Source organism: Sphingobacterium gobiense (assembly GCF_002980575.1).
GTDB classification, from domain to species: domain Bacteria; phylum Bacteroidota; class Bacteroidia; order Sphingobacteriales; family Sphingobacteriaceae; genus Sphingobacterium; species Sphingobacterium gobiense.
This window is the reverse complement of record NZ_PVBS01000002.1, coordinates 1,194,842-1,209,920: the sequence shown is the minus strand read 5'-3', so window position 1 is coordinate 1,209,920 and position 15,079 is coordinate 1,194,842. Positions and strand designations below refer to the sequence as shown.

11 protein-coding genes are annotated in these 15,079 nt (G+C 43.4%); 2 read left to right on the top strand and 9 right to left on the bottom strand.

The window, feature by feature from the left end:
* Window positions 1-12: 12 nt before the first annotated feature.
* From murD to mraZ, 7 genes are read right to left on the bottom strand one after another with little or no spacing between them, the layout of a single operon-like run.
* Entirely contained in the window at window positions 13-1,386 is a 1,374-nt protein-coding gene (murD, locus tag C5749_RS13840) for a UDP-N-acetylmuramoyl-L-alanine--D-glutamate ligase (RefSeq protein ID WP_105726741.1), read from the bottom strand.
* A gap of 1 nt (window position 1,387) precedes the next feature.
* The gene (mraY, locus tag C5749_RS13835) at window positions 1,388-2,632 is read right to left on the bottom strand and encodes a phospho-N-acetylmuramoyl-pentapeptide-transferase (RefSeq protein ID WP_105726740.1); all 1,245 of its coding nucleotides are present in this window, start codon (window positions 2,630-2,632) and stop codon (window positions 1,388-1,390) included.
* Window positions 2,633-2,641: 9 nt separating this feature from the next.
* The gene (locus tag C5749_RS13830; protein WP_105726739.1) at window positions 2,642-4,096 is read right to left on the bottom strand and encodes a UDP-N-acetylmuramoyl-L-alanyl-D-glutamate--2,6-diaminopimelate ligase; all 1,455 of its coding nucleotides are present in this window, start codon (window positions 4,094-4,096) and stop codon (window positions 2,642-2,644) included.
* Between the two features lie 5 nt (window positions 4,097-4,101).
* Complete coding sequence (locus tag C5749_RS13825) at window positions 4,102-6,222, bottom strand: penicillin-binding protein (protein WP_105726738.1); 2,121 nt, start codon at window positions 6,220-6,222, stop codon at window positions 4,102-4,104.
* 20 nt (window positions 6,223-6,242) lie between these two features.
* A complete protein-coding gene (locus tag C5749_RS13820) occupies window positions 6,243-6,653 on the bottom strand; it encodes an FtsL-like putative cell division protein (protein WP_105726737.1) in 411 nt (136 codons plus the stop codon).
* Between the two features lie 14 nt (window positions 6,654-6,667).
* Window positions 6,668-7,585: a 16S rRNA (cytosine(1402)-N(4))-methyltransferase RsmH gene (gene rsmH, locus C5749_RS13815; protein WP_105726736.1), complete on the bottom strand. Its 918-nt coding sequence runs from the start codon at window positions 7,583-7,585 to the stop codon at window positions 6,668-6,670.
* The gene (gene mraZ, locus C5749_RS13810; RefSeq protein WP_105726735.1) at window positions 7,575-8,051 is read right to left on the bottom strand and encodes a division/cell wall cluster transcriptional repressor MraZ; all 477 of its coding nucleotides are present in this window, start codon (window positions 8,049-8,051) and stop codon (window positions 7,575-7,577) included. Before mraZ ends, rsmH begins: the two co-directional genes overlap by 11 nt.
* A 315-nt stretch (window positions 8,052-8,366) precedes the next feature.
* On the opposite strand from mraZ, the gene aspS reads away from it, so the two are divergent.
* Both aspS and C5749_RS13795 read left to right on the top strand, forming a co-directional pair.
* Window positions 8,367-10,121 carry an aspartate--tRNA ligase gene (gene aspS, locus C5749_RS13800; RefSeq protein WP_105726733.1) on the top strand — a complete coding sequence of 585 codons (1,755 nt, stop codon included), beginning with the start codon at window positions 8,367-8,369 and terminating at the stop codon, window positions 10,119-10,121.
* 331 nt (window positions 10,122-10,452) lie between these two features.
* Complete coding sequence (locus C5749_RS13795; protein WP_105726732.1) at window positions 10,453-11,730, top strand: LUD domain-containing protein; 1,278 nt, start codon at window positions 10,453-10,455, stop codon at window positions 11,728-11,730.
* Here the strand turns inward: C5749_RS13795 and priA are convergent.
* Entirely contained in the window at window positions 11,724-14,204 is a 2,481-nt protein-coding gene (priA, locus tag C5749_RS13790; RefSeq protein ID WP_105726731.1) for a replication restart helicase PriA, read from the bottom strand. The genes C5749_RS13795 and priA overlap by 7 nt on opposite strands.
* A 371-nt stretch (window positions 14,205-14,575) precedes the next feature.
* Window positions 14,576-14,965 (bottom strand): DUF423 domain-containing protein, encoded by a 390-nt coding sequence (locus tag C5749_RS13785; protein WP_105727057.1) that lies wholly within the window; start codon window positions 14,963-14,965, stop codon window positions 14,576-14,578.
* Between the last annotated feature and the right edge of the window lie 114 nt (window positions 14,966-15,079).

Here is a 15,079-nt window from a genome sequence, read left to right as displayed (position 1 = left end):
ATTTTATTCGTTTTACAAAGACATGACAGCTTCCTTAAACTTTTCTCCCCGCTCCTCATAATTCTTAAACCAATCAAAGCTTGCGCAAGCTGGTGATAGCAGCACTGTATCCCCTTTTTTTGCTAAGTAAGAAGCGATCTCGACCGCGTCCTGCATAGACGAACTGTTTATAATCACCTCGGTTTCGTCCTCAAAGGATTCATGAATACGTACCGTATCCTTACCAATACATACAATGGCTTTAACTTTGGACTTTACGAGATCCCGCAACATTCCGTAATCATTGCCTTTATCTACTCCTCCCATAATCAAGATGATATCGGGCGAGAAACTCTCCAAGGCATACCAAACCGAATTGACATTTGTAGCCTTCGAATCATTAATATAATTCACCCCTCCTATACAAGCAACATGCTCTAAACGATGCTCGATGTTTACATACGATTCCATGCTTTCTTTCATCGTCTGGTTGCGTAATTCCTGAACCTTCGCAATCAAGCCTGAAGCCATGTTATTGTATGCATTGTGCTTCCCCTGTAATGATAACTCTTCCATATTCATCGCAAAAATGTCTTTGTTTGGTACTTGTATTATAATATTCTTTTGGTCGTCTATATAAGCTCCTTGCTCCACCAATTGCTTTTGTGTAAAAGGCAAGTGCTGCGCTTCTGTCTTAAATAAAGACAGTCCTTTTATCGTTTCCTCGTCGTCTAAGCAGTAGATGAAATAATCATCTTTTGTCTGGTTCCGGATTATGCGAAATTTGGATGCGACGTAGTTTTCCATATGTTGGTCGTAGCGGTCCAAATGATCGGGCGTTATATTTAAAATAACAGCTACATCAGCACGGAATTGGTACATATCATCCAACATAAAGCTGGATATCTCCAACACATATACGTCGTACTTTTCACGCGCTACCTGTAATGCAAAGCTTTTCCCGATGTTTCCCGCCAAACCAACGTTTACGCCACCACGCTGCAACATATAATAAGTCAACATAGTCGTGGTCGATTTGCCGTTAGATCCTGTAATGCAGTAAAGCTTGGCGTCCGTATATTGTGCAGCAAATTCTATCTCTGAAATAACTGGAATATTTGCCGCTTTTAATGCTTTTACGAGTGGCGCATGTTCCGGAATTCCAGGGCTCTTCACAACCAGCGCCGCTTGCATAATTTTATCTTCGCTATGTTGTTGCTCCTCGAAAGCAATCTTCTCTTTTCGTAATGTAGCCTTATAGTCATCGCTGATCCCCCCCTTATCGGAAACGAACACATCGAACCCCTTATCCTTGCCTAAAATAGCCGCACCAACGCCACTCTCCCCTGCGCCTAGAATCGCAAGAAAGCCAGATTGTGGATAATGTGTATGTGCTATATTCGACATCTTACCGTGTTTTTAATGTAACAATGGTCAGAATTGCAAGAATAATCGATACAATAAAAAAACGCATAACGATCTTCGATTCGTGATAACCTTTCTTTTGATAATGATGATGTAAAGGAGACATTAGAAATATTCGTCGCCCTTCTCCAAATTTTTTCTTAGTGTATTTAAAATACGATACCTGCATAATCACTGACAGGTTTTCAAGCAAGAATATACCACATAACATTGGAATCAACAGTTCTTTCCGAATGAGAATGGCAAATGTTGCGATAATACCGCCAATGGTTAAACTTCCCGTATCGCCCATAAACACCTGTGCAGGATAAGCGTTATACCATAGGAACCCTGTACAGGCACCTACGAATGCCCCCGCAAAAATTACCAGCTCTCCAGAGTTCGGGATATACATGATGTTCAAATAGTCCGAAAAAATCACATTACCAGACACGTACGCCAAAATTGCCAATGTAATTCCAATAATAGCAGAGGTTCCCGTCGCCAATCCATCTATCCCATCCGTAATATTTGCACCGTTAGACACGGCCGTAACGATGAACACGACTACAATTAAAAACACAATAAACGTGACAACGTAACCATTTAAACCGAACATGCTCAACACCTTCGCATAGTCAAACTCATTGTTTTTATAGAATGGAATATTGGTCTTCGTGGATTTCACATTTTCTGCATAATAACGCTCACCTGTTTGAGTATCCATCATAATCTCCACCGCTTTCGTCGAGGTGGGATTCGGCACTTTTTCCCGAACGACAATATCAGGATGGAAATACATGGTGATAGCGATCAATGTACCAAGCCCTACTTGTCCGATAATCTTAAACCGGCCGGCTAGCCCCTCTTTATTTTTTCGGAACACTTTAATGTAATCATCTAAGAAACCAATCGTACCCATCCAAACCGTTGTGATAATCATGATGATGATATAAATATTATCCAGTTTGGCAAATAAAACTGTAGGCACCAAAATACCTCCGATAATAATCAGCCCACCCATCGTAGGCGTACCGGCCTTTTTCTTTTCTCCTTCTAGCCCCAGATCACGAATCGTCTCACCCACCTGCTTATCTCGTAAAGCCCGTATTAGGCGGCTTCCGTATACCGTTGTAATAATTAACGACACAATAACGGCCATCGCTGTCCTGAAAGAGATGTATTGAAACAATCCCGCTCCTGGTAGATGTATGTGTTCTTGTAGCCAACTGAATAGATAATATAACATCCGTATTTCTTATTGTTCGTTAAACGTTTCTATTAAAACTTCCTTATCGTCAAAATGGTGACGCACACCGTTAATCTCTTGATATTTCTCGTGCCCTTTTCCCGCTACCAATACAATGTCGCCGGCTTGTGCCAAATGGCAAGCCGCCCGGATAGCCTCTTTGCGTTCAGCAATGGTAAAAACATGTTTACGATCTTTCGAATCTACCCCAGCTTCCATATCGCGGATTATAGCTATCGGATCCTCTGTTCTCGGATTATCCGATGTGATAATGACTTTATCACTCAAACGTACCGCCGCCCCCGCCATCTCAGGACGTTTGGATTTATCACGATCGCCCCCACAACCTAATACCGTAATAATCTGTTTACCGCTTTTCCGCAATTCGCGGATAGTCAACAGTACATTCTCCACCGCATCGGGTGTATGCGCATAATCCACAATACCGACCACACCATTTGCTGAGCGAACGATATCAAATCTACCTTCCGCTCCTGCGATATCACTCATCGCGGTCAACACTTTCATGGTTTCCTGTTCCAAGAGAATTGCGGCACCATAAACCGCCAGCAGATTATACGCATTAAATCCGCCAACTAATTTCACCCAGACTTCGTGGCCATCTACCTGTAATAACATACCATCCAAATGACTTTCGACGATCTTAGCCTTGAAATCGGCCATATTTTTCAAACCGTACGTTTTCTTATGAGCAAACGTATTTTGCAACATTACCGCTCCATTACGATCATCGATATTCGTCAACGCAAAAGCAAATCGATCCAAATCGTCAAAAAACTTCTTCTTGGCTTTGATATAATGTTCGAACGTACCATGAAAATCCAAGTGATCGTGTGTTATATTCGCGAATATTCCTCCGGCAAAACGTAATCCTGCAATACGTTGTTGCACGACAGCATGTGAACTTACTTCCATAAAACAGTAATCACATCCTTCGTCTACCATTTCCCGAAGCAACCTATTTAGTGCTATCGGATCTGGCGTAGTATGGGTTGCGGGAATAACTCGTTCGCCAATTTTGTTTTCCACAGTAGATAGCAATCCTACTTGATACCCTAAACTTTTGAACAAGTTGAAGAGAAGGGTAGCAATAGTCGTCTTACCATTTGTTCCCGTAACGCCGACAAGTTTAAGCGCTCTGGAAGGATCGCCATAAAAATTAGCTGCCAACAAGCCCAGTACATACGATGTGTCCGCCACAACCACATACGTCACATCTGTCTGTAACTGTGCTGGCAAGGTGTCGAGCACTAAAACCCTTGCCCCGTTTTCTATCGCTTTATCGAGGTATAAATGTCCATCAGTATGCACGCCCCGCACGGCAACAAAAAGACTATCCGCGGGTACTTTCCGCGAATCGAAGCATACGGACAACACCTCCACTTCGAGGGCTCCCTCGAGCTGTTGTACCGGAATCGCGTGTAATAGTTCTCTTAGCTTCATATCTTCTAATTCAACACCAATTCGATTGGTGTACCTGCCTTTAATCTTTTTCCCGCAATAAGGGACTGATTAACCACTTTACCCCAGCCCGAAATCTTTGTTTTAAACCCAGCATTCTCCATCGTAAATATCGCATCGGACAAACCCATACCCAATACGTTCGGTACAACTCCTTCTTTCACCTGAGCCTCCACGAAAGGAGCGGCTTTGGCGGAGGAATCTGTCGTCTGCGCTATCGCTTCCCAATTTGACGGCTTAAATCCTAGCGCTTGGTAAACAATATTTGATGCTTCTTTCGAGCCTCTCAGTGTAAGTGGTAATTTTGCTCCGGACGTATTTACTTTTCTGTTTGCTAGCGTTCCATGCAAGGTTAAATCATTTGCATAAATCATATCTGCCAATTCCTTAAAGACTGGTCCAGCGATAGCCCCACCGTAGTATCCTTTTCTTGGGTTTCGAATTACCACAATCATAGAATATTTCGGGTTTTCAGCCGGAAAATATCCTGCAAAGGATGATTGATAACGACGCTGCCCGTATCCTCGCGCACCATCGTTCATTTGTGCGGTTCCCGTTTTACCTGCTGAAGTATACAAGGGTGAGCTCAAACGCTTACCTGTTCCTTCTGTCATCACCCCTTCCAACATCGCCTGCATTTTACGGATAGCTTCTTTCGATGCAATTTGCTTGTTAAGCACCTTCGCATCAAAACGTTCCACCGTATTACCCAAATGCCGAATTTCCTTCACAAACAACGGTGCCAGCAATTCCCCATCGTTGGCCACCGCGTTGTAAAGCGCTAACGTCTGTAACGGTGTCAACCGTAATTCGTAACCGTAAGCCATTTGCACGAGCGATAGCTTACTCCACGTCCTACTATCGGGTGTCTTCACCCAAGGAATTGCCTCACCTGGAATCTGCAAACCCAAAGGCTTACCCAATCCAAAATGATGTAATTTCGACGTATATTTTTCCGGTTTCTGTCCGTAATAGGTATTTATCAACTTCGCAACACCTACGTTCGAAGATTCTTCAAAAGCTTCTTTCACCGTCAGGACAGATTTTTTGGGAGCATGCGAATCACGTATCGTATGTGCCGGCACTTTGTACGTACCGTTTCCTATATCCACCGTGCTCGATGTATCCACAAAGCCATCGTCCAACAAAGCCAAATAGCTGGCCAATTTAAACGTAGATCCCGGATCTGCACCCTGTGCTATAGCATAATTATATTTCTCCCGAAAAACACCTTCCTTATCCCGTGTGAAATTTGCGATAGCTCTTACTTCCCCCGTCTTTACCTCCATAACCACAACACAACCATTGTCTGCATCACTCGCTATCAACTGCTTCTGTAAGGCACGCTGCGCCATGTCCTGCATATTGACATCCAGTGTCGAAATAATATCCGAACCATCGACCGGGGCAACCTCTACCTCCCGATTGACAGGCACCCAGACACCACCCGCAATACGTTGCATTAATTGCGAACCACTCTTTCCATCGATATACTTTCCGTACGCACCTTCTAAGCCCACTAGCACCGTATCTCCCTTCGTGTTTTTATATCCTATAGTTCTAGCCGCCAAATTGGTAAAAGGCAAAATCCGCTTATTCTCCCGTATGGTAACCAGGCTTGTAGGATATCTCTTCCTACCCTCCCTAAATGCATGAAACAAAGGAAAGGTCTTAATGATCTTTAAGTCCTGATGCGAAACATTCCGTTTGACGAGAACATACCGCTGTCTTTTTGCTCGTGCATTTTTCAATAAAACCAAGTATTGTCGCGAAGATTTATCTTTAAAATGTGTCGACAAACGTGTTGCTAAAGAATCCACTTTTGAGTGAAACACATCGTCCGCCTCTAACGGTATCGACATAGCATCAAATCGAAGTTCATATTCTGGAACCGACGTAGCCAGTAGACTACCGTCATTAGCATAGATATTACCTCGGGCGGCTTCAATTCCGCGCTCGCTAATAGTCAAACTATCCACCATTGCGCGCCATTCTCCGCCATCTACATATTGCAAATGCAAAAGCTTACCGAACACCGTCAGTGCAAAAAGCACCATGAGGCCGAATGCCACGTATACGCGAATAAGTATAGTCTTCCTAATATTCATACGACTCCGTGTCTGTCTTGTTACTTTTTATCTTTTACTACTTCCAATTTAATGGGTGGCTCCAAACGTTCTTTCAATCCTAAGGTATCCGCCCGTTTCGCAATCTCGGTTTGCGTTGTTAGCTTCATCAACTCTGCAGATAGTGATTTGTAATCCCAACTCAACTCTTTCACATCTCGCCCTAACCGATCAATAGTCCGAACTGTTCTTTCTGCCAAATGCCGATTCGAAATATACAGTAAGCCAAGAAGTGCCACAAATGCCGCAAACGGCAGATTTCTCGCCACCAAATAGCTAGACAAACGCTTTGTTGAAAAAATAGAACGAAGGAAATGCTGTGTTTCCTCCACTTTCTCTTCAACAGATTCATTCATTTTTTCTTGAACCTCTGCGCTTAACTCTTTGTCTCTGACCGTGTTTTTCTTGGACATATCTCTCAAAAAATTTAAGCCTCACGCTCTGCTATACGCAATTTAGCACTACGCGCCCTATTGTTTGTCGCCAATTCACTTAAACTCGCCGTCACCGCTTTACGGCTAATGACTTTAAATGGCTTTATTTTATTCCCAAAGAAGTCCTTCTCCACCTCTCCTTTAAATTTTCCTTTTTGCATAAAATTCTTCACCAACCGATCTTCCAATGAGTGGTAGGACATGACAACCAATCGCCCACCCGGCTTTAGCACAGCAACGGTTTGTTCCAAAAATTCCTGCAATGCCCCCAATTCCTCATTCACTTCAATGCGCAAAGCCTGAAATACCTGCGCGTGATATTTATGTTCTTTTCCTTTCGGAACTAGACGTTTAATTATGTCTTTCAGAGTCCCCACAGTTTCTATAGGCGCATTTGGACGCGCTGTTACGATTGTTTTTGCCAGTGAACGTGCATTTTGTATTTCTCCATACATACCAAAAATGCGGTGCAACTCCGCCTCCGCGTATGTATTCAATATTTTCTTCGCATCTACATCAGCCACCTGATCCATCCGCATATCCAAATCCGCATCGTAACGAATAGAAAAACCACGGTCCGGCGAATCAAACTGATGAGAAGAAACCCCTAAATCAGCTAACACCCCGTCCACTTGTCGGATACCCAGTAACCTAAGATTGTTTTTCAAAAATCTAAAATTGTGCTGAACTAGGGTAAACCGCGGATCATCCAACGTGTTCTTTACTGCGTCTGGATCTTGGTCAAACGCTATCAATCTTCCATTATCGCCTAATCTTTTCAAGATCTCGCGTGAGTGGCCACCGCCACCAAAGGTTACATCCACGTATACACCATCCGGCTTAATACCCAGTCCATCCATACACTCACCCAACATTACCGGAACATGGTAAACTGTAGGATCACTCGCCATCCTGCCCTCCTTCCAAATCAAATGCGCCCATCACTTGCGCAGCCAAGTCTGAAAAATCATCTTCCGATATCGCATCCAACTGTTCTTCGTATTTTGCTTTAGACCAAACCTCAATTTTTTCCAGATTACAAGCCAACACCAGTTCACTTCCCACTTCTGCGTATTCTAACAGGCTCTTCGGCATCAAAACCCTACCTGCCGAATCAAGCATTAATTCTGTTGCCCCACTCATGAACTTTCTTACAAAATCCCGGTTCTTCGGCTGAAATTGATTAAGCCTAGACAATTGCTTCAAAATTTTATTCCATTCTGCACGCGTATAAATGACTAAATTTTTCTCGAATCCACGGTTCACAACAAGCCCATCCCGCTCCACATCAGGCAGTTGCCTTTTGAGCGCGGCAGGAACCACCACCCTACCTTTGGCGTCCAGCTTGCATTCGTATTCTCCGATTAAATAGTTCACAGTCTATATAGCTAATCTAAATTTTAATGTAAAAGTATACACTTTCCCCCACTTTCTCCCACAATATGACACAAAAAAGTTTTCCACATCGAAGAAGTACTACAAAAAGGCTTTTTCCCATCTTTGACCACAAAAGTGGCGCAGAACTCACCACTTTAAATTTGGTGCATCCCTCTACCCCGCACTTTCCCGCGTCGAGAATAGTTTTAAAAGGTGGATAGTGCGATATCATAGCCGAATGTGGGGCAAAGTGGGAGAACGAAAAAAAGAACAAACAAATCTTTATTCTCCATAAAATCCGATATTTTTGCGAACATGTACAGAAGTCACAATTGCGGCGAATTACGAGCAGCCGACATAAATAAAGAAGTCACATTAGCGGGCTGGGTTCAAAAGTCACGCGATAAGGGATTTATGATCTGGGTAGACTTACGTGACCGTTATGGAATCACGCAACTAATCTTCGACGAAGCACGCACCGACGAAAACATGATGCAACGAGCACGATCTTTGGGACGCGAATATGTTGTACAGATAAAAGGTACCGTTATCGAACGGGAATCTAAAAACTTGAATATTCCTACGGGGGAAATTGAAGTCCTCGTCAACGAATTAACGATACTGAACGAGGCTCAACTTCCTCCCTTTACTATCGAGGACGAAACCGACGGAGGGGAGGATTTGAGGATGAAATACCGTTACCTAGACATCCGTCGCAATCCGGTAAAAAACAGCCTATTGTTTCGTCACAAAGTTACACAAGAAGTACGCAATTATTTATCGAATTTAGACTTCTGCGAGGTAGAAACCCCTTATTTAATTAAATCTACACCTGAGGGAGCACGAGATTTCGTTGTTCCGTCCCGTATGAACCCCGGGCAGTTTTACGCCCTACCGCAGTCACCGCAAACATTCAAACAATTACTGATGGTAGGTGGTCTTGACAGGTATTTCCAAATAGTAAAATGTTTCCGCGACGAGGACTTACGAGCTGACCGTCAACCCGAGTTTACGCAGATCGATTGCGAAATGTCATTTATCGAACAAGAAGATATCCTAAAGGTGTTTGAAGGCTTGACCCGACATTTATTAAAAACGATTCACAACATCGACATAACACAGTTTCCCCGTATAACCTACGATGAAGCTATGGCCAAATATGGAAATGACAAACCAGATATCCGTTTCGGCATGGAGTTTGGCGAGTTGAACGCTGCTGCACAGCATAAAGATTTCAGTGTATTCAACCATGCTGAGCTCGTTGTCGGTATTGCTGTACCGGATGCGGCTTCTTACACGCGTAAACAGATAGACGCCTTAATTGACTGGGTAAAACGTCCGCAGGTAGGCGCTTCGGGCATGGTATATTGTAAGTGTGAGCTGGATGGAACCTTCAAATCATCTGTCGATAAGTTCTATGACCAAGCTGACCTTGCCAAATGGGCAGAAGTTACAGGAGCAAAGGCGGGAGATCTTATTTTGATATTGTCGGGTCCAGCGAACAAGACGCGCGCACAGCTAAGCGCGCTTCGGATGGAATTGGCCAACCGGTTGGGCTTACGCCAACCGAATGAATTTGCGCCGTTATGGGTCATGGATTTTCCTTTGCTAGAATGGGACGACGAAACGGGACGCTACCATGCCATGCATCATCCGTTCACGTCTCCAAAAAAAGAAGACATACATCTTCTGGACTCAGAGCCGGGAAAAGTTCGCGCTAACGCGTACGATTTGGTGTTGAACGGCAATGAAATTGGTGGCGGCTCAATCCGTATCCATGATAAGGAAACACAAGCGCTGATGTTTAAACATCTGGGGTTTACAACAGCCGAAGCACAGGAGCAGTTTGGCTTCTTAATGAATGCCTTCCAATACGGCGCACCTCCACACGGCGGGCTGGCATTTGGTCTCGACCGTTTGGTAGCTATTTTGGGCGGGCAGGAAACTATTCGCGACTTTATCGCCTTCCCGAAAAACAATGCAGGCCGCGATGTCATGATTGACGCACCGGCGACTATTGATAATGCACAGCTGGACGAACTAAGCCTAGTGCTGAATATAAAAGGATAATATAGCGTACTCCCATTACTTAACACAATGGGAGTATAGACTCTCTTTATATTCCTCTCTTACCCGGGAATGGCTCGCGAGTGATGCGATATTGCTTCGACTCAGAAAGCAGATGAGTCCAACATGAGTCCGTATTGTGTCCGAGTTAGCCACGTACCGACTTCGCCTAGATTTCTCCCCCATCTCGCGCGCACCTACTAGTACTATCGAACCTTGACCGAGGGAAAGCCTAGTGAAGGTGACCCACACCTGAAGGACGGTCAACGAACACAAAGATCCTTCTTAATTACAGCACCTTGTATATCTTTCGAAAAAAGATTAGTTTTACCTCATGGGAGAGCTTGTTGCAGATAAATTTTTAAGAGATGCCGTGGTTAATTCCGTTAACGAACGCCATCGAGAGATTATCAACACGAATATTGATAAATATAGTCTGGCGTTCGAGCGCGGCAAAAGTAAATTTTTCGATTTGGAAAATTCGAAAAAGAAAGCCCATCTTATGAAGTGGAAAACCATCGAAAACCTAGAGCGCTATTTGTTGGATTTCGAAACCAACTTCACTAAAAATGGCGGACAGGTGATCTGGGCGAACGATGCGGAAGAAGCCCGCCAGGAGATAGCCAAAATTATGGCGCGTCATCAAGCGCAATCTGTAGCGAAATCCAAGTCAATGGTAGCGGAGGAAATCGAGCTTAACCGATATTTAGAAAAACAAAAAATTGAAATCTTCGAGCATGATTTTGAAACGCCGTTAGATACCTCAGCAGAACAACTGACAATAGAAGCCGGTGAATTGTTACGGAAAAAGTACGTGCGGGCAGATATTGGTATCTCCGGCGCAAATTTTATTATCGCCGATACTGGAAGTATTGCCATTACGGAGAATGATGGGAATGCAAGATTTACTACTTCCTTTCCGAAAGTGCATATCGCATTAGCCGGAGTAGAGAAAATTATCCCGAGCATCAACGACTTGGATTTATTCTGGCCTTTACTAGCTTCCCACGGAACGGGGCAAAATCTCACTGCATACAATACAATTTTAAGCGGACCCCGACAAGAGCATGATGCGGATGGTCCAGAAAAAATGTATGTTATCTTACTGGATAACGGTCGGACCAATGTATTGGAAAAAAATGATCAGCGCCAAGCGCTTTACTGTATTTGTTGTGAAGCCAGCTTAAATGTATGTCCAACTTACCAAAATATTGCCGGACAAACGTATGACACCAGCTACAAGACCCTAATCAATTCACTTGTACCTTCCAACTTAAATAGCGTATCGGAGTTAAAACATCCGGCTTACGCTTCACCCCTTTGTGGAAAATGCTTCGAAGCATGTGCTGTTGACATCGACTTCCTCCGGTTGGCTTTACTTAATCGTCGGGATTCGGTGCAACAAGATCTAGTGTCAAAAAAGGAAAAACGCACCTGGAAAATATTTGCTTATATCGTCCAACGTCGTGGACTGATCGATTTTTTCAGTGGAAAAACGAAAAATTTCTTTTTACAAAATTTCTTCAAGAAAACGTGGGGACCGCATCGGAAATTACCAAAACTCGCTGAAAAATCGTTCGCTAAGCAATGGAAAGAGCGAGGCGATCAGTAGGGATCTACATCAATAGAAATACGTACGCCTTTGTATTGCTTCTCCATGCCAAATTGCGTTATCGCTTGGCTGATTAACATTTTCACGCGGGTAATGCTCACATTGGAACGCTCTATTTTTAAGGTTACCGTTTGAATAAAATGATTCCGGACACGGGATATCAACGGTGGTTCCGGCCCTAATACCCTATCACCCAGCTGCGCACGAAGCAAGTTTGCCAAACGGCTGGCCGCATCACTAGCATACTGCATTTCTGTATGACGAACATCCAATTTAATGATGCGATAAAAAGGAGGGTATTGATAGTTTTTACGTTCTTTTATCTCCGTCATGAACATACCTTCATAATCATGCTGAATGACTTGTTCGAGCACCCTATGATTTGGAGTATGCGTTTGAATAATTACTTTTCCTTTATGTTTCCGGCGCCCAGCGCGCCCTGCTACCTGCGAAAACAATGAAAAGGCTCGTTCATAGGCACGAAAGTCAGGAAAATTAATCATTGCATCGGCATTGATAATGCCAATTAGACTAACGCGTCCAAAATCCAATCCTTTTGCCACCATTTGTGTACCCACAAGAATATCAAACTCATGGTTATCGAACGCCGTGATAATATTCTCAAATCCATATTTCCCTTTGGTAGAGTCCAAATCTAGCCGTCCCAGTCGCGCTTGGGGTAGCAACAATTCCAGCTCCTCTTCTACCCTTTCGGTCCCAAAACCTTTGCTCTCGATATGTGGCATTCCACAAGCAGGGCAAACTTGCACCGGAGGTTCGGTATGTCCGCAATAATGGCAATGCAAATGACTGGTGGACTTATGATAAGTCAGACTAACATCGCAATTCACACATTTAGCCACCCAACCGCAAGTGTTGCACTGCATAAATGGTGTATGCCCACGTCTGTTCTGAAACAGAATGACCTGCTCCTTTCGCTCCAACGCATCGGTGATCCCCTGTAACAAAATACCGCTGAAATAAGAAAACATTTGGTCTTTACGGCCTTGCTCTTCTACGTTGACTATTTGTATCTCGGGTAATTGGGATTCTCCAAAGCGCTCCGTCAATTCGACTAACCCATATTTACCCGCCTTCGCGTTGTAGTAGCTTTCTATCGACGGCGTGGCTGATCCCAACAGTACTTTTGCTTGTTGTAGGTGCGCTAAATAGATCGCCGTATCACGAGCATGATACCGCGGGGCAGGTTCATATTGTTTGTAAGAATTCTCATGTTCTTCATCGACCACGACCAAGCCTAAATGCTGAAAAGGCAGGAATACAGACGAACGAGCGCCTACTACCACCTTATACTCTCCTTTCAATACCTTGTGCCATACCTCCGCCCGCTCATTATCATTAAATTTCGAATGATAAACCCCTAGTTTATCTCCAAAATGCAATTTCAAGCGATCCGTGATCTGCGTAGTAAGTGCTATTTCTGGTAAAAGGTATAAGGCATTTTTACCGTCCTTAATGGCTTGCTCAATCAGCCGTATGTAAATCTGTGTTTTGCCCGAAGCAGTGACGCCACGCAAAAGCACAACGTCTTTCGTTTCAAAAAAGCCTTTTATTTGATCGAAAGCTTGCTGCTGCCCAGCATTGAAAATAAAATCTGATGTTACTTCGACCTCTTCTCCTCCTAAACGAGAGACGATCTTCTCCTCCACAACAAACACTCCTTTTTCGATCAGGGATGCGACGATCCCCGAACTCACAGCGGTCAGCTCCATAATATCCTGCCGAGTAATATCAGTTTTAGCTTTTCGAAGCTGCATAAAGCCTAATACCGCATCCTGTTGTTTGGGCGCTCGGTTTAAAGAATCAAGCATGGTCCGTATGCCTTCGGCATCATCGAACTCCGGTGCGAATCTTAAACAGGCTTTACGCTTGGGCACATATCTGTTTTTGATCTCTTCTGATATTAATATATACCCTTGATCAAACAGCTTCTTTAGCAGTGGAAAAACGGTGCTCTGCCCTAATAGCTTAACGATATCGTTTATTGTCAGCTCTCCGGCCACATCCAACGCTTCCATGACCATATATCCCTTGTCGGATAAAAGCGAACGATCTAGGTTTGCATTTTCGGAGGCTGCGATTTTTGTTTCGCTCGCCATCTTTAAAGCCGCGGGTAGCGCCGCTTGCATAACCTCTCCCAAATAGCACATGTAATATCCTGAAATCCATTCCCAAAGAGCTAACTGGTTGGCATCAACCACCGCATTGTCATCTATTACGTTGAGTATATACTTCGCCTCGTAACTTAAAGGCGCTTCTTTGGAAATCCTATGAACAATTGCCGCATAGATTTTGTTGCGGCCAAATTGTACGATGACACGCTTTCCAATCGCAATATCAGCATTCCATTCTAAAGGAACGCGATAAGTGTATGTTTTGGCAATGTATAATGGTAAAATAACATCAACAAACAACGTCTCTCGATCGTTATGAAATAAAGAGGTTTCTGACATAATTCATCTTTCCCCTTTTTTCTTGATAAAAAAGGGGACAAAAAATCAAGACTTAATATTGTTCTGCTATTTTTCTTTGCCTATTCCTAAACAGCATGAAACTCGCTCCGCTCAGACAACATGCTGTTTTTTACGGAATATCCTTCATAAAAATGACCGCAGAACAATATAAGGTCATTTTAATCTACGTAACCGCCATCAATTATTGATCGCTTTATGTTACGCATTTGTATTATCCCTTATTAACACTAAAATGTCGCCTCCGGATGTTTTACAACTGTAGAAATTCATCCTTAATACTATCCCACATGTAAAACATCCGAAGCGACGAATTTTTTGGTTCTTTTTTATGGAAAAAAAGAACATAAAACTTAAGACCGATTCCGGACAGCAGCCACAAACAACCCTACCCATCCTACCATAAAGCAAAGTCCGCCGAGCGGTGTCACTGGCCCTAACCACCCCAACCCGTCTATTCCGATTAATGAACGGACACTTAACAGGTATAGCGATCCCGAAAACAATAGCATACCAATTGTAAATGCAATAAAAGAAATACGTATAGAGGCGTTCTTAGCCCTGGAAAAAGTCGATAAGAAGAGCAAGGCAAAAGTATGATAAAAGTGATACTGGTTTGCTGTTTTCCATGTTTCCAGATGATAATCGCTAATTTTCCCTTCTAAGCCATGTGCTCCGAATGCCCCTAATATTACGGCCGTCAACCCGAACAAAGAAGCTATCAGTATAATTTGTTTATTCATAAAAGAGATTGTATTCAAGTGATATTTCTTCCGTGGGTATAAATGTAATAAAATATACCACATATTGTATTTTAAATTTTACAAAACAAATTTCCAATTTGGAAAACTTGAAGT

Bases quoted from the DNA above. Each gene is read 5' to 3' on its own strand.
- C5749_RS13825 (WP_105726738.1), bottom strand. From the start codon at position 6,222: ATGAATATTAGGAAGACTATACTTATTCGCGTATACGTGGCATTCGGC.
- C5749_RS13830 (WP_105726739.1), bottom strand. From the start codon at position 4,096: ATGAAGCTAAGAGAACTATTACACGCGATTCCGGTACAACAGCTCGAG.
- rsmH (WP_105726736.1), bottom strand. From the start codon at position 7,585: ATGGCGAGTGATCCTACAGTTTACCATGTTCCGGTAATGTTGGGTGAG.
- C5749_RS13785 (WP_105727057.1), bottom strand. From the start codon at position 14,965: ATGAATAAACAAATTATACTGATAGCTTCTTTGTTCGGGTTGACGGCC.
- mraY (WP_105726740.1), bottom strand. From the start codon at position 2,632: ATGTTATATTATCTATTCAGTTGGCTACAAGAACACATACATCTACCA.
- murD (WP_105726741.1), bottom strand. From the start codon at position 1,386: ATGTCGAATATAGCACATACACATTATCCACAATCTGGCTTTCTTGCG.
- C5749_RS13820 (WP_105726737.1), bottom strand. From the start codon at position 6,653: ATGTCCAAGAAAAACACGGTCAGAGACAAAGAGTTAAGCGCAGAGGTT.
- priA (WP_105726731.1), bottom strand. From the start codon at position 14,204: ATGTCAGAAACCTCTTTATTTCATAACGATCGAGAGACGTTGTTTGTT.
- C5749_RS13795 (WP_105726732.1), top strand. From the start codon at position 10,453: ATGGGAGAGCTTGTTGCAGATAAATTTTTAAGAGATGCCGTGGTTAAT.
- aspS (WP_105726733.1), top strand. From the start codon at position 8,367: ATGTACAGAAGTCACAATTGCGGCGAATTACGAGCAGCCGACATAAAT.